This is a genomic window from Cellulomonas sp. H30R-01 (assembly GCF_010119915.1).
In the GTDB taxonomy this organism is placed as follows: Bacteria; Actinomycetota; Actinomycetes; order Actinomycetales; family Cellulomonadaceae; genus Cellulomonas; species Cellulomonas algicola.
This window is the reverse complement of sequence record NZ_CP048210.1, coordinates 404822-423134: the sequence shown is the minus strand read 5'-3', so window position 1 is coordinate 423134 and position 18313 is coordinate 404822. Positions and strand designations below refer to the sequence as shown.

Genomic DNA, 18313 nt, shown 5'->3' with positions numbered 1-18313 from the left:
CGGCGCTCCGGCATGGTCTGGGGTCGTGCGGTCGGGGTCAGGAGGCTGAGGCGAGCGCGTCGGCGCCCGACACGATCTCGCTGATCTCCTGGGTGATCTCGCCCTGGCGGGCCTGGTTCGCCAGGCGGGTGTACGTGCGGATGAGGTCCTCGGCGTTGTCCGTCGCGGTGTGCATCGCGCGCTGACGGGCCGCGAGCTCCGAGGCCGCCGCCTGGAGCAGCGCCGCGAAGATCCGCGACCGCACGTAGCGCGGCAGCAGCGCGTCGAGCACGACCTCGGGGTTCGGCTCGAAGTCGTACAGCGGCAGCGCGCCCTTGTCGTCGGCGGGCGCGACGCCCTCGACGACCTCGAGCGGCAGCATCCGGACGACGCGCGGCCGCTGCGTCACCATGTTGACGAACTGCGTGTAGACGACGTGCACCTCGGCGATGCCGCCCTCCTCGGCCGGGGCGCGGAACGCGTCGAGCAGCGTGTCCGCGATCTCCCGGGCGACCTCGGGGGACGGCGCGTCCGAGTGACCCGACCACTGCCCCACGAGCTCGCGCCCGCGGAACGTGTAGTAGGTCACCGCACGACGACCCGAGACGTAGAGGGCGACCTGCTTGCCCTCGCCCTCGAGCCGCGCGATGAGCCGCTCCGTCTCGCGGATGACGGACGCCGAGTAGGCGCCCGCCATGCCGCGGTCGGACGCGACGAGCAGGACCGCGACGCGCTTCGTGTCGGACCGCTCCACGAGGAACGGGTGCGAGACGTTGGAGTGCGTCGCGACCGCCGAGACGGCGCGCGTGATCGCCCGCGAGTACGGCGACGCCATGCTCACGCGGTCCCGCGCCTTGCCGATGCGGGACGCAGCGATCAGCTCCTGCGCCCGGAACATCTTCTTGAGCGACTGGGTGGACTTGATCCGCTGCTTGTAGACGCGCTGCGATCCGGCCACGTCAGGCCTTCTTCTGCCGGACGATCTGCTCCTGCTCGACCTCGACGTCCGACGCCTCGTCCCCCTGGCCGACGAGCGGGGTCCCGTCTGCCTTGAGGAAGCCGTTGCGGAAGTCGTCGACCGCCTTCGCGAGGGCGTCCGTCGTCTCGTCGTCGAGCTTGCCCGTCGACGCGATCGTGGTGAGCACCTCGGTGTTGCGGCGCAGGTGGTCGAGCAGCTCGGACTCGAAGCGACGCACGTCCTCGACCGGGACGTCGTCCAGCTTGCCCTTGGTGCCGGCCCAGATCGACGCGACCTGGTCCTCGACCGCGAACGGCGAGTACTGACCCTGCTTGAGCAGCTCGGTCAGGCGGGCGCCACGGGCGAGCTGGGCACGCGACGTCGCGTCGAGGTCGGACGCGAACATCGCGAACGCCTCGAGCGAGCGGAACTGCGCCAGGTCGAGCTTGAGCGTGCCGGAGACCGACTTCATCGCCTTGACCTGCGCGGCACCGCCGACGCGGGAGACCGAGATGCCGACGTCGACCGCGGGGCGCTGGTCGGCGTTGAACAGGTCGGACTGGAGGAAGATCTGGCCGTCGGTGATCGAGATGACGTTGGTCGGGATGTACGCCGACACGTCGTTCGCCTTGGTCTCGATGATCGGCAGGCCGGTCATCGAGCCCGCACCGAGCTCGTCCGAGAGCTTCGCGCAACGCTCCAGCAGGCGGGAGTGCAGGTAGAACACGTCACCGGGGTACGCCTCGCGGCCCGGCGGGCGGCGCAGCAGGAGCGACACGGCGCGGTACGCCTCGGCCTGCTTCGACAGGTCGTCGAACACGATGAGGACGTGCTTGCCGCCGTACATCCAGTGCTGGCCGATGGCCGAGCCGGTGTAGGGCGCGAGGTACTTGAAGCCGGCCGGGTCGGACGCGGGAGCCGCGACGATCGTCGTGTACTCGAGCGCGCCGGCCTCCTCGAGGGCACCACGCACGGACGCGATGGTCGAGCCCTTCTGGCCGATGGCGACGTAGATGCAGCGGACCTGCTTGGTCGGGTCGCCCGACTCCCAGTTCGCCTTCTGGTTGATGATCGTGTCGATCGCGATCGCCGTCTTGCCGGTCTGGCGGTCGCCGATGATCAGCTGACGCTGGCCGCGGCCGATCGGGATCATCGAGTCGATGGCCTTGATACCGGTCTGCAGCGGCTCGTGGACCGACTTGCGGGCCATGACGCCGGGGGCCTGCAGCTCGAGCGCGCGGCGGCCCTCGGTGGCGATCTCGCCGAGACCGTCGATCGGCTGGCCGAGCGGGTCCACGACGCGGCCGAGGTAGCCGTCGCCGACGGGCACCGAGAGCACCTCGCCGGTCCGGCGGACCTCCTGGCCCTCCTCGATGCCGGTGAACTCGCCGAGGACGACGACACCGATCTCGCGGACGTCGAGGTTCAGCGCGAGGCCGAGCGTCCCGTCCTCGAAGCGCAGCAGCTCGTTCGCCATGGCGCCCGGCAGGCCCTCGACCTGCGCGATGCCGTCACCGGCGAGCGTGACGCGGCCGACCTCTTCGGACACCGCACCGCTCGGCTCGTAGCTCTTCACGAAGCTGTCCAGCGCGGCCCGGATCTCCTCCGGCCGGATCGTCAGCTCAGCCATTGTTCCTTCTCCTCATCGGACGCACGCGGTGCGTGCGGTCTCACAGGTCATGGGTGCACTCGCGGGGGCGGGCACCGGTCAGCTGGCAAGTCGTCGTCGGGCGTCGGCGAGACGCGCCAGCACGGTCGCGTCCACGACCTGAGGGCCGACCTGCACGCGCAGGCCACCGAGCACGTGCGGGTCGAGCACCACGTTGAGCTGCACGATGCGCCCGTAGGCACGCTCGAGGATCTCGACGAGCCGGTCACGCTGCGCGTCGCTCAGCGGCGTCGCGGTCGAGACCGTCGCGACCTGCCGCTTCCGGCGGGCCGCGATGAGGTCCGAGAGGTGGCCGAGCGCCGGCACGTAGCGCCGGCCGCGCGGTGCGGCGGCGAGCCGCTCCGCGAGCGTCGCGGTCACCGGCGACGTGCGCCCGGCGAGGATGTCCTCGACGAGCTTCGCGCGAGCCGCGGCCGGGACGGTCGTGTCGAACAGCGTCCGACGCACCTCGCGCTGCCCGGCGAGCGCGCGGGAGAAGCGGAAGAGCTCCTCCTCGACGCGCGCCAGGGAGCCGTCGGCCTCGGCCGTGGCGAGCACCGCGTGGAACGCGAGGTGCTCGGTCGCCTCGGTGAGGTCCTCGTCGGCCGACCAGCGCGACCGCACGAGCCCCTGGGCCGCCTCGACGACCCGGGGGTCGGCGGCGGCGAGCAGGCGCCCGACGAGCCCGGCCTTGGCGTCACCGTCGATCGACGGGTCGGCCAGCGTCCGGCGCAGCGAGCCGGAGGAGTCCAGCGCGTCGACCAGGGCGAACAGCTGCTCGCCGAGCTCCGACGACTGCGCACCGGCAGCACCGAGGACCGGCTCCCACCGCTCCTCCGCCGCCGCCAGCGACGCCCGACTCGTCCCGCGCATCAGTTCCCCTTACCTGCGTCCGCCGTGCTGGCGGTGTTGGCGGCGAGCTCGTCGAGGAACCGGTCGACGACGCGCGACTGGCGCACCTCGTCCTCCAGGGCCTCGCCGACGATCTTCGACGCGAGCTCGGTCGCGAGGGTCCCGACGTCCTGCTTGAGCTGGACGGCGGCCTGCTGACGCTCGGCCTCGATCTGACGGTGCGCGGTCTCCGTGAGGCGCGCGGCCTCCTCGGAGGCCTTCGTCCGCGCCTCGGCGACGATCTGGCTGCCCTCGCCGCGTGCCTCCTCGCGGATGCGCGCGGCCTCGGTGCGGGCCTCCTGGAGCTGTGCCTGGTACTCGTCGCGAGCGGCAGCGGCCTCGGCCTGGGCCAGCTCGGCCTTGGCCAGACCGCCCTCGATCTTGGCGGTGCGCTCGTCGAGGATCGCCTGGAACTTCGGGAGCGCGTACTTGTAGAACGCGATCGCGATGATCAGCAGGACGACCGACGACCAGAAGATGTCGTACGGAGCGGGGATGATCAGGTCGATGCCCTGGACTTCCTCGCTCCCTTCCGCGGCCGTCACGAAGGCCGCGGGGAGCGCGGCGAGGCTCACGGGAAGAGGAAGCCCGTGATCAGGCCGAGGAGGCCGAGGACCTCGACGAAGCCGATACCGATGAACATCGTCGTGCGCAGCTGGCCGGCGACCTCGGGCTGGCGGGCGATGCCCTCGATCGTCTTGCCGATGAGGATGCCCAGACCGATACCGGGGCCGATGACGGCGAGGCCGTAGCCGACGGTCGCGATGTTGCCCGAGACGGCGTCCGCCGCCGCGAGGATGGTGCTGGTGTCCGCAAGAGCCACGGTTGCTCGTTCCTTCCGTTGGGTACCCGACCGGTCGGCCGGCTACTCGATCGTGGGGTGAGGACCGCGGGGGCCCTCGAGGGTGGGGACGACGGTCAGTGTTCCTCTTCGACCGACAGGCTGATGTAGACGGCCGTCAGGACGACGAAGATGTACGCCTGGAGCGCTGCGACGAACGCCTCGAACAGCGTCATCGCGAAGCCCGAGACGAAGGTCAGGGCGCCGAACGCCTTCATGGCGGGCGCGGCCTCGAAGATGAAGTACTGGGTGGCCGAGAAGCAGAGCACGAGCATGAGGTGCCCGGCGACCATGTTGGCCATGAGTCGGATCGCCAGCGTGGCGGGCCGGATGATGAAGACCGTGAGGAACTCGATCGGCGTCAGCAGCACGTACATGAACCACGGGACGCCCGGGGGGAACAGGCTGGCCTTGAGGAAGCCGCCCACGCCGTGCGCCTTGACGCCGGCACCGAGGTACATGACGTAGACCCACAGCGCGAGCACGACCGGCAGGCCGATCAGCGACGTCCCGGCGATGTTGAGGCCCGGGATGATGCCCGTGATGTTGAACGCGAGGATCGCGAAGAACAGCGTCGTCAGCAGCGGCACATACTTGCGCGCACGGTCCTTGCCGAGGATCTCCTCCGCGACGTTGACGCGGACGAAGTCGAGCAGGAGCTCGATGCCGTTCTGGAACCGGTCCGGGACAAGCTTCGCGCGCTTCGCCGCGATGACCATGATCACGACGAGCGCGACGGCCGCGATGACCCGCACCATCTGGATCCGGTTGAACTCGAAGATCGTGCCTTCGAACAGGATCGGCGGCGGGAAGAAGTCCGTGATCGACGGCGCATGGAATCCACCGCTCTCGCCCTCGTGCGTGGCGAACGGCGCGATCATCGCGAGGCTGGACAGAGCGAGCTCCTGGTGGTCGTGATGCACCGCGGCCCGCGTCGTCGTGGGCATGCGAGCGGCACCTGGCCGTCATGGATGGCAGGAAGCCTAACCTATGAATCCGCCGCTCCTGCACCGCCGTCCGCCCTCCTGCGGGGACCTTCGACCCATCCGGCGGAGCCCGCCCGGGTGGCAGGTCCGGACGGGCGGCGGCGGCGGGCGACCACCACAGCGCACGGGGCGCGGGCGGGGCCGAGGGCGGGGTGTCAGGCGGAGGGCTCGACGTACGGGACGCGCCCGCGCGACACCGCGCGGTAGTCCAGGTACGCCGACCCGAGGACGCCCGCCGCGAGCACCGCGGCGAGGACCGGCTTGGAGTAGAAGTCGAGGTCGCGGAGGAGCGCGAGGACGACGATCACGACGATCACCTTGCCGAGCCACGCACCCATGACGACGGCCGCCATCTTCTGCGGCGACGAGTGCGACGTGGCGAGCATCGACACGACGGTCGTGCCCGAGAACACGAGCGCGAGCCCGACACCGATGAGCGCGCCCCACACCCCGGGCAGACCCGCGAAGAGCCAGCCGATGCCGACGCCGAGGACGGTGAGCGCACCGAGGAGCAGGAGCGTGTCGCGCAGCGCGGTGCGGAAGACGGCGTCCGCCGCGGCTCCCGTGGTGCCGGGCTGCCGCGCGGGGGCGGTCGTGGCGGGCTCGGGGACGTCGGGGCGGTCGGCCGGGTCGGTCGTCACGGTGTCTCCAGGGGTGGGGCGGTGGACCGGTCCCGCAGGGGACCGAGGGTGAGCAGGGTCGCGGCCAGCACGCCGACGCCGAACGCGACGAGCACGGCCGTCGTCGACCACACGACGAGCGCGGCGACGCCGAACGCGAAGACGCCCGTCCAGACGTACATGATCGCGACCGAGCGCCGGTGCGAGTGGCCCAGCGCGAGGAGTCGGTGGTGCAGGTGCATGCGGTCGGGGTGGAACGGCGACTTCCCCTGACCCACGCGTCGCAGGACGGCGAGGGCCATGTCGAGCAGCGGCAGCACGAGCACGGCGAACGGCAGCAGCATCGGCAGGTACGCGGGGAACTTCTGCCGGTCCATGACGCTCTCGAGCTCGATCTGGCCCGTGATGACGATCGCGGCGGCGGACATCACGAAGCCCAGCAGCATCGACCCGGAGTCGCCCATGAAGATGCGCGCGGGGTACAGGTTGTGCGGCAGGAAGCCCAGACACGCGCCGACGAGGACGGCGAGCACGAGCGTCGCGAGGCTCGCGTAGTCGTCGCGGCGGACGTCGACGATGAGCTGGTACGAGTAGAGGAAGAAGGCGGCGCCGCCGATCGCGAGCACGCCCGCGGCGAGGCCGTCGAGCCCGTCGACGAAGTTCACGGCGTTCATCGCGACGACGACGGTGAGGATCGTGATGACGACCCAGGTGCGGTTCGACAGCAGCGTCGTGCCGGCGATGGGCAGCTGGTAGAGGATCACGCCCTGCCAGGTCAGGAACCCGGCGGCGAGCACCTGGCCGATGAGCTTCGTGAGCCAGTCGAGGTCCCAGATGTCGTCGGCGACGCCGAGCGCGACCACGAGCGCCGCTCCCCCGACGATGCCCACGATCGGGTGGGGGTTGTCGTACACGCCCGCGAGGAACGGCATCCGGCTCGAGACGAGCAGCGCGACGAGGATGCCGGCGAACATCGCCATCCCGCCGAGGCGCGGCGTCGGGATCGCGTGCACGTCACGCGTGCGGACCGCGGTGATCGCGCCCCACCGCAGCGCGCACCAGCGTGCGAGCGGCGTCATGAGGAACGTGACCGAGGCCGCGACGAACAGCGCCAGGAGGTAGACCCTCACGGGCCGGGCTCCGCGGGCGGGGCAGGCGGCTCGACGGCGGCGACCTCCGCGAGCTGCTCGAGCGTGAGTGCCCCGGCGCGCACGAGCCGCAGGGTCGGGCCGGTCGCGTCGACGATCGTGGAGGCCACCTGACCGGGCGCGTCACCCGCGTCGAGGTAGACGGCGACGGCGTCGCCGAGCTGGTCGAACGCGTCCTGCGCGGTGACGGCGGCCGGCGAGCCGGTCCGGTTGGCGCTCGACACGGCCATCGGGCCGGTGCGGCGCAGCAGCGCGAGCGCGCTCGGGTGGTCGGGCACGCGCAGCGCGACCGTGCCGTGCGTCTCGCCGAGGTCCCACGCGAGCGACGGCTGCGCGCGCACGATGAGCGTGAGCCCGCCGGGCCAGAACGCCTCCGCGAGGGCGCGCGCCTCCGCGGAGACCTCGGTGGCGAGGCCGTCGAGCGTGCGGACGTCGGGCATGAGCACGGGCGGCGGCATCTGCCGACCGCGGCCCTTCGCGTCGAGCAGGGCCTGCACCGCGGGCGGGGTGAAGGCATCGGCGCCGATGCCGTAGACGGTGTCCGTCGGCAGGACGACGAGGGCGCCGCGGGAGACCGCAGCGACCGCCTCGTCGATCGCGGGACCCCAGGTGGACGGATCGGACGCCGGCAGGATGCGCTCGCTCACGAGGGGGAGTCTCCCACGTCCGGCTGTCCGTCCAGGACGGTCCCGGACGTGCACGTGGGGACGTCCGCGGCTCCCCCGGCGACGCCTCGGCGCGCCACGAGCATGCGGGGACGGCCGGTCAGGTCCGGGCGGCTCGACACGTCGACGAAGCCGCCGGTCGCGTGCGCGACGTCGCGGGCCGCGGCGTCCTGGACCTCGGCGTGCTCCATCACGAGCAGGCCGCCCGGGCGCAGCAGCCGCAGCGCGGCGGCGACGACCGCGCGGGGCACGTCGAGGCCGTCGGCGCCGCCCCCGTAGAGCGCGAGGTCGGGGTCGTGGTCGCGCACCTCGGGGTCGACCGGCTCGGCGTCAGGCGGGATGTAGGGCGGGTTCGACACGAGCACGTCGACGCTCCCGGCGAGGTCGGCGAGCAGCGCGGGGTCACGGACGTCCCCGAGCTCGACGCGCACGTCGGCACCGGCATCGGTCGCGTTCCGCCGGGTCAGCGCGACGGCCGCAGGTGACGCGTCGACGGCAGCGACGCGGCTGCCCGGCACCTCGGTCGCCACGGCGAGCCCGAGACCGCCCGCGCCGCAGCACAGGTCGACGACGACGGGAGCGGCACCGGTCGCGACGAGGCGCGCGGCCTCGTCGACGGCGACCTGCCCGACGACCTCGGTCTCGGGCCGCGGCACGAACACGCCGGGCTCGACGTGCAGCGTGAGCCAGCGGAACGTCGTGCTGCCGACGATGTGCTGGAGCGGCTCGCGCCGCCGCCGCCGGTCGACGAGCACCGCGTACCGCTCGGCGAAGCCGTCGGGGACCGGGGGCGCGAGGACCAGGTCGAGGCGGTCCAGGCCGAGCGCGTGCGCGGCGAGCGCGGTCGCGTCGACGCGCGGCGACCCGACGCCCGCCTCGGCGAGCACACGCGTGGCGCCGTCGACGAGCGCGCGCAGCCCCGGCGTGGGCGGTGCGGTCGTCACGACTCCCCCGCGTCGCCGGCGGACGCGAGCCGCGCGGCCTCGTCGGCGTCGACCGCGGACTGCACGACCGCGCCGAGGTCGCCGCCGAGCACGGCGTCGAGGTTGTACGCCTTGTAACCGGTGCGGTGGTCGGCGATCCGGTTCTCCGGGAAGTTGTAGGTCCGGATGCGCTCGGAGCGGTCGACGGTGCGCACCTGCGAGCGGCGGGCCTGCGACGCGGCGGCCGCGGCCTCCTCCTGCCGCGCGGCGAGGAGCCGGGCGCGCAGCACGCGCATCGCCTGCTCGCGGTTCTGCAGCTGCGACTTCTCGTTCTGCATCGAGACGACGATGCCGCTGGGCAGGTGCGTGATGCGGACCGCGGAGTCGGTCGTGTTGACCGACTGCCCGCCCGGGCCGGACGAGCGGTAGACGTCGATGCGCAGGTCGTTCGGGTCGATCTCGACCTCGCCCTCGTCCTCCGCCTCGGGCAGCACGAGGACGCCCGCCGCCGAGGTGTGGATGCGGCCCTGCGACTCGGTGACCGGGACGCGCTGCACGCGGTGCACACCGCCCTCGTACTTCAGGTGCGCCCAGACGCCGTCCTCGGGGGCGACGGCGCCGCGCGCCTTGACGGACAGGTGCACGTCCTTGAACCCGCCGAGGTCGGACTCGGTGGACTCCAGCACCTGCGTCTGCCAGCCCATGCGCTCGGCGTACCGCGTGTACATGCGCAGCAGGTCGCCCGCGAACAGCGCCGACTCCTCGCCGCCCTCCCCGGCCTTGATCTCGAGGATGACGTCGCGCGCGTCGTCGGGGTCGCGCGGGACGAGCACGTCGCGCAGCCGGGTCTCGGCGCTGCGGGCGGCCTCCTGCAGCCCGGGCAGCTCGGCGGCGAACGCCTCGTCGACCTCGGCGAGCTCGGCGGCGGCCTCGGCGTCGTCGGCCGCGGTCCGCCACGCGCGGTAGGCCTGCGCGACGCGGCCGAGCTCGGCGTACCGCCGGCCGAGGCGGCGCGCGAGCGCGGCGTCCGCGTGCACGGCCGGGTCGGCGAGCTGCGCCTCGATCTGGGCGTGCTCGTCGAGCAGGGGCTGGGCGGCGGCGTACGCCTCGCTCATGGGTGGCTCCTCCGGCGGCCGGTCAGGGGTCCCGGCGTCGGGCCGGGCGCACAACGCAGCAGCGCCGGTACCCGGGCGGACACTGCCATGGAGGGCAGTCGTCCGCGGCCGGGCACCGGCGCTGCGGAGGTGCTAGTTGGCCGACTTCTTGCCGTAGCGCGCCTCGAACCGGGCCACGCGGCCACCGGTGTCGAGGATCTTCTGCTTGCCCGTGTAGAACGGGTGGCAGGCGCTGCAGACGTCGGCGTGGATCTTGCCGCTCGTCACGGTCGAGCGCGTGGTGAACGTGTTGCCGCAGGTGCAGGTGACCTCGGTGACCACGTACTCCGGGTGGATGTCAGACTTCACAGGGCTTCTCCTTGTTGGGGTGTCCCCGGGTCCCGGCGCGCTGCGCGCACGGGTGAACCGCAGACCAACAGACGATTGTGCCAGAACGCGGACGGGCGTCGAAATCTTCCCGCCCGGCCAGCCCGGGCCGGCGAGGTCCTCGCGGCGGGCGTCAGGTCGCGCGTGCGAGGGTGCCGATCTGCTCGCCCGACTCGTCGTAGACGACCAGCTCGTCCCCCTCGACCTCACCGGTCGCCGCCGACCGCAACCAGTCGTCGACGCCGTCGCACGCCATCTGCGTGACCGCCATGTCGTTGAACGTCACGTCCTGGTCCTCGCCCTCGGACCAGGTGCCCGTCATGCGGTTGCACCCGTCGGTCCCGGAGACCGTGCCGTCTTCGTCGAGGACCAGCTGCGGCTCGCCCTCGGCGTCCTCGCCCCACGTGCCGACCGCGTCGGCGGGCTCCTCGCCCGCCGCGCACGCGACGAGCGCTGTCGCCGCCACCACCAGCCCGATCACGCCCGCTGCCGGACGTCCCCACGCGTACCGGTTCATACCGGGCACGCTAGCAGCGGCGCGCGGGGTACGCCCGACGGCCGGTACGCCGCCGGAGACCCGTTCGGAGCAATGGCGTCGTCGCAGGTCAGCGACGTTTCGACACACCAGTCTCACATCGTGGATTTGACCCGGTCGTGCGTCGTGGGACGCGCGCGGAGCCCTGGCGGCCCGAGGACGATGGACCGCACGAGCACTCTCACGAGGAGCTGAGCACCAATGACGGTGTGCCTGCACGTCTTCCGCGGCGACCCCGACGGCAAGACCCCTGTCCCCGGTACGTCCACGCTGCGCACGGCGACGTGCGTCCGCTGCGGTCGACGCCGTACCTACCAGCAGCGCTGGCCGGGGCGCGACCGCGTCCCGAACGCCGCGCCCGACGCGTTCACGCCGCGGACCTGACGCCGTCGCGCCGCCCTCTCCTGGGCGGCCCGTCGCGGCGGTGCCGGCAGCGCCGTGCCGACGGGGCGGGGATGCCCGTCAGCCCTCCGCACCCGGCTTCGGGGGGAGCGAGCGCGCGTGGTCGACGCCCGCGTCGACCCACTGCGCGAGGTCGTCGTCGTCCTCGACGGCGGAGGGCTCGACGAGCAGCCAGCCGGCGGCGTGCCGACCGTTCATCACGAACGGCCTGGTCCCGGGCTCGGTGAGCAGGCGAGCGGTCTCCTCGGCCGGGACGCGGACCATGACCGCGCCCTGGCGGCCGCTCACGCCGACGGCCAGGTGACCGCCGACGAGGAACGCGACCCCGCCGAACATCCGTCGCTCCAGCACGGGCACCCGCGCCCCGACGAGCGCGCGCACGCGCCCGGCCAGCACCTCGTCGACCATCGCACTCCCCTTCCGGTGAGGCGTCGCGCGCACGGGCGGACCGACGACGGCGCCCTGCTGCCCCCGACGGCTCAGTCTGCCGCGACGAGCACCTCGCAGTCCCGTGCCCGGAGCCGTCGCGTCGTCCGGCGCGTCAGGTCGGCTCGTCAGGCCGGCGCGTCAGGCCGGCGCGTCAGGCCGGCGCGTCAGGTCGGCGCGTCGGGCCGGTGCGTCACCCAGCGTGCCCGGAGCCGCGCCGGCCATCGAGTCGAGCTTCGCGAGGATCGCCTGCACCGGGAACCGGCGGCTCTCCAGCAGCTGGGCCCCGCTGTGCCGCAGCGCCGTCGCGAGCGGCGCCGCCCACAGGTTCTCGTACAGCAGGATCGCCACCGAGTACCCCGGCCGGACGCGACGCGCGACGTCCCGCAGGTCGTCGTCGTCGAGCACGTCGTGCGTGACCCCGTGGAACAGCGTCATGTCGACGCTGTTCGCCGTGACCTCGTCGAAGTCGACCACCGCGAACGCGCCGTCCGCGTCGCGGCCGACCACCGTGAAGTCGAGAGCACGGATGATGCCGCGGTCGACGAGGTCCGTGAGGAGGGGGAAGGCGTCACCCCGCAGACCACCGGGCGGGAACTCGACGACGACGTAGTCGATCGGTCCGGACTGCTCGAGGTCAACCATGGGTCTCGCACCTCGATCCGCGTCGCCCCGAGCGGGCGGCGGGCCTTCCGCGATCGATCGTAGGAGCGTGCCGCGTCCAGGACAATCGTCCGCCTCGACCGTCCGGCACGGCGCGCGGCGCCGGTCCGGGCGCGCGGACGACGACGGCCCCACCTCCCTCGTGGGGAGCGCGGGGCCGTCGTGACCGGTGCCGGCGTCAGACCGTGCGGCCGACCTCGCCGTCGCCGATCGGACCGCCCGGCGTCGTCTTCTGCACCTGGAGCAGGAACTCGACGTTCGACTTGGTGTCGCGCAGCTTGCCGATGAGCAGCTCGATCGCCTGCTGCTGGTCGAGCGCACCCATGACACGGCGGAGCTTGTAGATGATCTTCAGCTCGTCCTGCGACATGAGGATCTCCTCGCGGCGCGTGCCCGACGCGTTGACGTCGACGGCCGGGAAGATCCGCTTGTCCGCGAGCGACCGGGAGAGCCGCAGCTCCATGTTCCCGGTGCCCTTGAACTCCTCGAAGATGACCTCGTCCATCTTGGAGCCGGTCTCGACCAGCGCGGACGCGAGGATCGTGAGCGAGCCGCCGTTCTCGATGTTGCGCGCGGCACCGAAGAAGCGCTTCGGCGGGTAGAGCGCCGACGCGTCGACACCACCCGACAGGATGCGGCCAGACGCCGGCGCGGCCAGGTTGTACGCGCGCGACAGACGGGTCAGCGAGTCGAGCAGCACCACGACGTCCTGGCCGAGCTCGACCAGACGCTTCGCACGCTCGATGGCGAGCTCCGCGACGATCGTGTGGTCCGACGCGGGGCGGTCGAACGTCGAGGCGATGACCTCGCCCTTGACCGTCCGCTCCATGTCCGTGACCTCCTCGGGGCGCTCGTCGACGAGCACGACCATGAGGTGGACCTCGGGGTTGTTCGCGGTGATCGCGTTCGCGATCTGCTGCATGACGATCGTCTTGCCCGCCTTGGGCGGCGCGACGATGAGGCCGCGCTGGCCCTTGCCGATGGGCGCGACGATGTCGATGACGCGGGGCGTGAGGCGCGTCGGCTCGGTCTCGAGCCGCAGGCGCTCCTGCGGGTACAGGGGCGTGAGCTTCGTGAACTCGGGCCGGTCGCGCGCCTCCTCGGGCGCCATGCCGTTGACGGTGTCCAGACGCACGAGCGCGTTGAACTTGCTCGGCCGGTTGCCCTGCGGCGGCTGCTCGCCTTCACGGGGCTGACGGACCGCGCCGGTGATCGCGTCGCCGCGGCGCAGGCCGGACTTCTTCACCTGGTTGAGCGACACGTACACGTCGCTCGCGCCGGGCAGGTAGCCGGTCGTGCGCACGAACGCGTACGAGTCCAGCACGTCGAGGATCCCCGCGACGGGAAGCAGCACGTCGTCCTCGGTGACCTCGATGTCGTCGAGACCCGACACGTCGGGCTGGCCGCCGCGGCCGCGGCGGCCCTTGCGGTCCCGGTCGCGGTAGCGGTCGCGCGAGCGACGCCGGCGACCGCCGCGCTCGTCGTCGTCCGGACCGAACTGGTTCTGGTTCTGGTTCTGGTTCTGGTTGACCTGGCGGTTGCCGCCCTGCTGGCCCTGACCCTGCGGGGCCTGCTGCTGGCCGCCCTGCTGACGGTTCTCGTCGTCGCGGCGCTGGTCCTCCGGGGCGCCCTGGCCCCGGCCGGAGCGGCGCGAGCGGCGGTCGCCCTGCACGGCGTCGGTCCCGCGAGCGGCCCGGTCGTCACGCGACTCGGCCGGGGCGAGGCGCGCGTCGAGCGCGGCCTCCAGGCCCGCGAGCGCGTCCTGGCGCGGACGCTCCTGCTGCTCGCGGTCGCCACGGGGCTCCCGCTCGGCACGCGGCTCGCGCTCGGCGCGGGGCTCGCGCTCCGTGCGGGGCTCGCGCTCGGCACGCGGTGCGCGCTCGGCGCGCGGCTGGTCGTCGCCCTGCTCGCGGGGCTGCTCGCGCTCGGCGGCAGGTGCGGCGGCGGTCTCCTCCGCCGCGGCGGCCTGCGGCGCACGGCGGCGACGCTCCCGCGCGGGCGGGGCGTCGGCCACGGCGACCGACTCGGTGCGGCGCGGCTCGTCGAGCGCACGGGAGCGGTTGCCCCCGCGGGCGGCGTTGATCGCGTCGACCAGGTCGCCCTTGCGCATCTTCGAGGTGCCCTTGACGCCGAGCTCGGACGCGAGCGCCTGCAGCTCAGGCAGGCGCAGCGCGGTGATCGAGCCGGCGCGGGCGGACCCGCCGGAGGTCGTCACGGCGGGATCGATGGTGTCTGTCACGAAGGACCCTTCCCCTCGTCGGTGGCCCACCCCACGGGGACGGGGTGCGGCCGGGCCCCGGTCAGACGACCGGGGACGGTGATGGAGCGGCACGGCGCGTACGACGACGTCTGCGACATCTGCGCGCGTGGGCTGGAGCGCTCCCGGGGGGTCGACTCGAGGGAATCGCCCGGGCGACGAACGGCGCGGGCGGCCCGGAGGACGAGGTCCGGGGAACGCGTCGATGTTATCACTGTCGGTCCGGCCCGGAGCCCGCCGCACCGCTGGCGTCGCGGTTCACCCGATCGGGCGGCTCGAGGGCACCCGCTCGGCGCGGCCCCCCTCGGCGTCGACCGCGAGCGGGAGGATCCGCCAGCCGCCCATGACACCGCCGAACGCGGCGGCCAGGGCGTCGTCGGCGTCCGTGCTGACTGTCTCAACGCCGTCGGGGCCCGTCGTCTTCCCGGTGCGACGCGCGAGGGCCAGGACCGTGGGTCCGGCGCCCGAGACGACGGCCGCGACGCCCGCGGCCCGCAGGACGTCGACCAGCGCGAGCGAGTCGCGCATGACCGCGCGCCGCTGCTCCTGGTGGAGACGGTCCTCGGTCGCGGGGAGCAGCAGGTCGGGGCGGCGTCCGAGGGCCTCGACGAGCAGCGCCGCACGGCCGGCCTGGAACGCGGCGTCGGCGTGCGGCACGGTCGCGGGCAGGACACCGCGGGCCGCCTTGGTCGACAGGTGGGTCCCGGGGACGACGGCCACCGGCACGACGTCGTCGTGCACCGCGATCCGGGCCGCGCGCACGGCCCCCGTCCCGGTGTCGCTCCACGCGACGGTCGCGCCGCCGAGCAGGGCGGGCGCCGCGTTGTCCGGGTGGCCCTCCATCGCGGTGGCCAGCGCGAGCGCGGTGTCGTCGTCGAGCGCGTCGGGGTCCGCGACGAGCGCACGCGCCGCGACGATCCCGGCGACGACCGCCGCGGCGGACGACCCCAGGCCGCGCCCGTGCGGGATCGCGTTGCGGCACGTCAGGTGCAGGCCGGTCAGCGGGGCGCCGACGTGGTCGAGCGCGGTGCGCAGCGCACGCACGACGAGGTGCCGCTCGTCGTCGGGCACCTCGCCCGCACCCTCGCCGGTCACCTCGACCGTGACGCCCGGCGTGCCGAGCGCGCGGACCTCGAGCTCGTCGTGCAGCGTGAGCGCGACGCCGAGCGCGTCGAACCCCGGACCGAGGTTGGCGCTCGTCGCGGGGACGCGGACGCGGACGTGGTCCGCACCCAGGCGCATCGCGGCCTCAGTCCAGGCCGAGCGCGGCGGCGATCGACACCACGTCCGCGGAGACGCGCACGGGCTCGACGTCGTGACCCTCGGGGGTCTTGAGCGCCCACTGCGGGTCCTTGAGCCCGTGCCCCGTCACCGTGATCGCGATGCGCGCGCCCGCGGGGACGCGGCCCTGCTCCGCGAGCATGAGCAGCCCGGCGACCCCGGCGGCCGACGCGGGTTCGACGAACACGCCGACCTCGGCCGAGAGCACGCGGTGCGCGGCGAGGATCTGCTGGTCCGTGACGGACTCGATGAGGCCGCCCGACACGTCGCGCGCGTCCTCGGCCTGCTGCCACGACGCGGGGTTGCCGATGCGGATCGCGGTCGCGATGGTCTCGGGCTGGTCGATCGGGAAGCCCTTGACGATCGGCGCGGCGCCCGCGGCCTGGAAGCCCCACATGACGGGCGTCCGCGTCGCGACCGCGCCGTGCCGCTCACCGGCGTCGAGGCCCGCGTACTCGCGGTAGCCCTTCCAGTACGCGGTGATGTTGCCCGCGTTGCCGACGGGCAGGACGTGGATGTCCGGGGCGTCGCCCAGCGCGTCGACGATCTCGAACGCACCCGTCTTCTGGCCCTCGATGCGGTCCGGGTTGACCGAGTTGACCAGGTCCACCGGGTACGCCTCGGCGAGCTTGCGGGCCGCGACCAGGCAGTCGTCGAAGTTGCCGTCGACCTGGAGCAGCCGCGCACCGTGCGCGATCGCCTGCGACAGCTTGCCCATCGCGATCTTGCCGTCCGGCACGAGCACCGCGCAGACCATGCCCGCACGCGTCGCGTACGCCGCGGCGGACGCGGACGTGTTGCCCGTCGACGCGCACACGACCGCCTTGGCGCCGCGGGCCGCCGACGCGGAGATCGCGGTCGTCATGCCGCGGTCCTTGAACGAGCCCGTCGGGTTCATGCCCTCGAACTTCACGTACACGTCCGCGCCCGAGCGCTCCGACAGCGCGGGCGCCGGGATCAGCGGCGTGCCGCCCTCCCCCAGCGTGACGACGGTCTCCTGGACGTGCGCGGGCAGGCGGTCGGCGTACTCGGCGATCACGCCGCGCCACTGGTGGGCCATCAGGCTCCTTCGACTCGCAGGACGGACACGATGCTGCGGACCACGTCGAGGCCGGCGACGGCGTCGACGGTGGCCTGCAGGGCAGCGTCGGGGGCGGTGTGCGTCGTGATGACGAGGTGCGCGACCGCGCTCGTCGGGTCGCCGTCGCGGGCCGGGGTCTGGCGGACCGCCTCGATCGACACGTCGTGCGACGCGAGGACCGCGGCGACCTGCGCGAGCACGCCGGGCCGGTCGGCGACCTCGAGCCGCACCTGGTAGCGCGTGCGCGCCGCGGCCGCGGGCAGCACCGGGAACGCCGCGTACGACGACTCGACCGGGCCCTTGCCGCCGAGCACGCGGTGCCGCGCGACCGACACGACGTCGCCGAGCACGGCCGACGCGGTGGGGACGCCGCCCGCGCCGCGGCCGTAGAACATGAGCTCGCCCGCGGCCTCGGCCTCGACGAACACCGCGTTGAACGCGCCCCGCACGCCCGCGAGCGGGTGGTCGGCGGGCAGCAGCGCGGGGTGGACGCGGACCTGGACGCCCGCCGTCCCGTCGGCGGTCTCGCCCCGCTCGGCGATCGCGAGGAGCTTGATGACGTGGCCCGTGCGGGCCGCCCACTCGACGTCCTGCGCGGTCACCGCGGTGATGCCCTCACGGTGCACGTCGTCGAGCGCGACGCGCGTGTGGAACGCGAGCGACGCGAGGATCGCGGCCTTGGCGGCGGCGTCGTAGCCCTCGACGTCGGCCGTCGGGTCGGCCTCCGCGTAGCCGAGCGCCTGTGCCTCCTTGACCGCCTGGTCGAGGTCGAGGCCCTCGGTCGTCATGCGGTCGAGCACGTAGTTGGTCGTGCCGTTGACGATGCCGAGCACGCGGCGCACGTGGTCGCCCGCGAGCGACTCGCGCACCGGGCGGACGATCGGGATCGCGCCCGCGACGGCGGCCTCGAAGTACAGGTCGGTGCCTGCGGCGTCGGCCGCCGCGTAGAGCGTGGGGCCGTCCTGCGCGAGGAGCGCCTTGTTGGCGGTCACGACGGACGCGCCGTGCTCGATCGCGTGCAGCAGCAGACCGCGCGCGGGCTCGATGCCGCCCATGACCTCGACGACGACGTCGGCCTTCTCGACGAGCGCCGTGCCGTCGGCGGTGAGGAGCGCGCGGTCGACGACCGGGTCGCGCTCGGCGTCGACGTCCCGCACCGCGACGCCGACGAGCTCCAGGCGGGCGCCGACGCGCGCCGCGAGGTCGTCGGCCTGCGTCGTGAGGAGCCGGACGACCTCCGTGCCGACGACGCCGCAGCCGAGGACGGCGACGCGCAGAGACGGACGGGGGTCGGACGGCAGGACCACGGGACGGCCTCTCGGTCGGTGGGTGTCACCCCACGCCGCGTCCGCGGGCCGTGACCGGCACCGGGGTCGGGCGGTGACGCGGCCCAGGATAGAGCCGGGCGCGCACCGGGCGGGACGCCGTCCAGCGGCCGACCTGCGGGCCGTCTGCTCGGGTGGCGCGCGCATCGGCTCACCGCGCGCGAGCAATCCACCCGGTCCTGAGTACCGGTGACAGCGTCCTT

20 protein-coding genes are annotated in these 18313 nt (G+C 73.5%); 1 reads left to right on the top strand and 19 read right to left on the bottom strand.

Translation table 11 applies throughout. The features are described 5' to 3' along the window. Positions 1 to 37 precede the first annotated feature (37 nt). The 13 genes from GXP71_RS01880 to GXP71_RS01820 form a co-directional block, all read right to left on the bottom strand. Positions 38 to 937, bottom strand: a complete 900-nt coding sequence (locus GXP71_RS01880; RefSeq protein WP_162351258.1) for a F0F1 ATP synthase subunit gamma — start codon at positions 935 to 937, stop codon at positions 38 to 40. A 1-nt stretch (position 938) separates the two neighbouring features. After that, positions 939 to 2567 (bottom strand): F0F1 ATP synthase subunit alpha, encoded by a 1629-nt coding sequence (gene atpA / locus GXP71_RS01875; protein ID WP_162351257.1) that lies wholly within the window; start codon positions 2565 to 2567, stop codon positions 939 to 941. Positions 2568 to 2645: 78 nt separating this feature from the next. Then, entirely contained in the window at positions 2646 to 3458 is an 813-nt protein-coding gene (locus GXP71_RS01870; RefSeq protein WP_162351256.1) for a F0F1 ATP synthase subunit delta, read from the bottom strand. Beyond that, a complete protein-coding gene (locus GXP71_RS01865) occupies positions 3458 to 4051 on the bottom strand; it encodes a F0F1 ATP synthase subunit B (protein ID WP_162351255.1) in 594 nt (197 codons plus the stop codon). Before GXP71_RS01865 ends, GXP71_RS01870 begins: the two co-directional genes overlap by 1 nt. Beyond that, a complete protein-coding gene (gene atpE, locus GXP71_RS01860) occupies positions 4048 to 4299 on the bottom strand; it encodes an ATP synthase F0 subunit C (protein WP_013771954.1) in 252 nt (83 codons plus the stop codon). Before atpE ends, GXP71_RS01865 begins: the two co-directional genes overlap by 4 nt. 95 nt (positions 4300 to 4394) lie before the next feature. Further along, positions 4395 to 5198: a F0F1 ATP synthase subunit A gene (gene atpB / locus GXP71_RS01855; RefSeq protein ID WP_124342296.1), complete on the bottom strand. Its 804-nt coding sequence runs from the start codon at positions 5196 to 5198 to the stop codon at positions 4395 to 4397. A 260-nt stretch (positions 5199 to 5458) separates the two neighbouring features. Continuing rightward, the gene (locus GXP71_RS01850; protein ID WP_370520966.1) at positions 5459 to 5944 is read right to left on the bottom strand and encodes a hypothetical protein; all 486 of its coding nucleotides are present in this window, start codon (positions 5942 to 5944) and stop codon (positions 5459 to 5461) included. Beyond that, positions 5941 to 7053, bottom strand: a complete 1113-nt coding sequence (locus GXP71_RS01845; RefSeq protein ID WP_124342285.1) for an MraY family glycosyltransferase — start codon at positions 7051 to 7053, stop codon at positions 5941 to 5943. The genes GXP71_RS01850 and GXP71_RS01845 overlap by 4 nt, the downstream gene beginning before the upstream one ends. Then, positions 7050 to 7718: an L-threonylcarbamoyladenylate synthase gene (locus GXP71_RS01840; RefSeq protein WP_124342286.1), complete on the bottom strand. Its 669-nt coding sequence runs from the start codon at positions 7716 to 7718 to the stop codon at positions 7050 to 7052. The genes GXP71_RS01845 and GXP71_RS01840 overlap by 4 nt, the downstream gene beginning before the upstream one ends. After that, positions 7715 to 8680: a peptide chain release factor N(5)-glutamine methyltransferase gene (gene prmC, locus GXP71_RS01835; protein WP_238402562.1), complete on the bottom strand. Its 966-nt coding sequence runs from the start codon at positions 8678 to 8680 to the stop codon at positions 7715 to 7717. Before prmC ends, GXP71_RS01840 begins: the two co-directional genes overlap by 4 nt. Next, complete coding sequence (gene prfA / locus GXP71_RS01830; RefSeq protein ID WP_162351254.1) at positions 8677 to 9774, bottom strand: peptide chain release factor 1; 1098 nt, start codon at positions 9772 to 9774, stop codon at positions 8677 to 8679. Before prfA ends, prmC begins: the two co-directional genes overlap by 4 nt. A 132-nt stretch (positions 9775 to 9906) precedes the next feature. Beyond that, the gene (gene rpmE, locus GXP71_RS01825; protein ID WP_124342288.1) at positions 9907 to 10122 is read right to left on the bottom strand and encodes a 50S ribosomal protein L31; all 216 of its coding nucleotides are present in this window, start codon (positions 10120 to 10122) and stop codon (positions 9907 to 9909) included. Between the two features lie 151 nt (positions 10123 to 10273). Then, positions 10274 to 10657, bottom strand: a complete 384-nt coding sequence (locus GXP71_RS01820) for an META domain-containing protein (RefSeq protein ID WP_162351253.1) — start codon at positions 10655 to 10657, stop codon at positions 10274 to 10276. Positions 10658 to 10876: 219 nt separating this feature from the next. Here GXP71_RS01820 and GXP71_RS01815 point away from each other — a divergent pair, with 219 nt between their 5' ends. Then, entirely contained in the window at positions 10877 to 11059 is a 183-nt protein-coding gene (locus GXP71_RS01815) for a hypothetical protein (protein ID WP_124342289.1), read from the top strand. Between the two features lie 78 nt (positions 11060 to 11137). Here GXP71_RS01815 and GXP71_RS01810 read toward each other — a convergent pair whose 3' ends face one another. The 6 genes from GXP71_RS01810 to GXP71_RS01785 form a co-directional block, all read right to left on the bottom strand. Beyond that, the gene (locus tag GXP71_RS01810; protein WP_162351252.1) at positions 11138 to 11485 is read right to left on the bottom strand and encodes a TfoX/Sxy family protein; all 348 of its coding nucleotides are present in this window, start codon (positions 11483 to 11485) and stop codon (positions 11138 to 11140) included. A 159-nt stretch (positions 11486 to 11644) separates the two neighbouring features. Next, on the bottom strand, positions 11645 to 12148 hold the full coding sequence (locus GXP71_RS01805; RefSeq protein WP_202924316.1) for a DUF6325 family protein: 504 nt from the start codon (positions 12146 to 12148) through the stop codon (positions 11645 to 11647). Positions 12149 to 12344: 196 nt separating this feature from the next. Further along, a complete protein-coding gene (gene rho / locus GXP71_RS01800) occupies positions 12345 to 14405 on the bottom strand; it encodes a transcription termination factor Rho (protein ID WP_162351251.1) in 2061 nt (686 codons plus the stop codon). Positions 14406 to 14681: 276 nt separating this feature from the next. After that, positions 14682 to 15665 (bottom strand): homoserine kinase, encoded by a 984-nt coding sequence (gene thrB, locus GXP71_RS01795; RefSeq protein ID WP_162351250.1) that lies wholly within the window; start codon positions 15663 to 15665, stop codon positions 14682 to 14684. Positions 15666 to 15672: 7 nt separating this feature from the next. Continuing rightward, a complete protein-coding gene (thrC, locus tag GXP71_RS01790) occupies positions 15673 to 16764 on the bottom strand; it encodes a threonine synthase (RefSeq protein WP_162351249.1) in 1092 nt (363 codons plus the stop codon). Beyond that, positions 16764 to 18092 carry a homoserine dehydrogenase gene (locus GXP71_RS01785; protein ID WP_162351248.1) on the bottom strand — a complete coding sequence of 443 codons (1329 nt, stop codon included), beginning with the start codon at positions 18090 to 18092 and terminating at the stop codon, positions 16764 to 16766. Before GXP71_RS01785 ends, thrC begins: the two co-directional genes overlap by 1 nt. Between the last annotated feature and the right edge of the window lie 221 nt (positions 18093 to 18313).

What these genes read in the sequence shown, in the direction of transcription:
- thrB (WP_162351250.1), bottom strand. Translation starts at nt 15,665, where the DNA reads ATGCGCCTGGGTGCGGACCACGTCCGCGTCCGCGTCCCCGCGACGAGC.
- thrC (WP_162351249.1), bottom strand. Translation starts at nt 16,764, where the DNA reads ATGGCCCACCAGTGGCGCGGCGTGATCGCCGAGTACGCCGACCGCCTG.
- GXP71_RS01815 (WP_124342289.1), top strand. Translation starts at nt 10,877, where the DNA reads ATGACGGTGTGCCTGCACGTCTTCCGCGGCGACCCCGACGGCAAGACC.
- atpA (WP_162351257.1), bottom strand. Translation starts at nt 2,567, where the DNA reads ATGGCTGAGCTGACGATCCGGCCGGAGGAGATCCGGGCCGCGCTGGAC.
- GXP71_RS01805 (WP_202924316.1), bottom strand. Translation starts at nt 12,148, where the DNA reads ATGGTTGACCTCGAGCAGTCCGGACCGATCGACTACGTCGTCGTCGAG.
- prfA (WP_162351254.1), bottom strand. Translation starts at nt 9,774, where the DNA reads ATGAGCGAGGCGTACGCCGCCGCCCAGCCCCTGCTCGACGAGCACGCC.
- GXP71_RS01870 (WP_162351256.1), bottom strand. Translation starts at nt 3,458, where the DNA reads ATGCGCGGGACGAGTCGGGCGTCGCTGGCGGCGGCGGAGGAGCGGTGG.
- GXP71_RS01820 (WP_162351253.1), bottom strand. Translation starts at nt 10,657, where the DNA reads ATGAACCGGTACGCGTGGGGACGTCCGGCAGCGGGCGTGATCGGGCTG.
- atpB (WP_124342296.1), bottom strand. Translation starts at nt 5,198, where the DNA reads ATGATCGCGCCGTTCGCCACGCACGAGGGCGAGAGCGGTGGATTCCAT.
- GXP71_RS01810 (WP_162351252.1), bottom strand. Translation starts at nt 11,485, where the DNA reads ATGGTCGACGAGGTGCTGGCCGGGCGCGTGCGCGCGCTCGTCGGGGCG.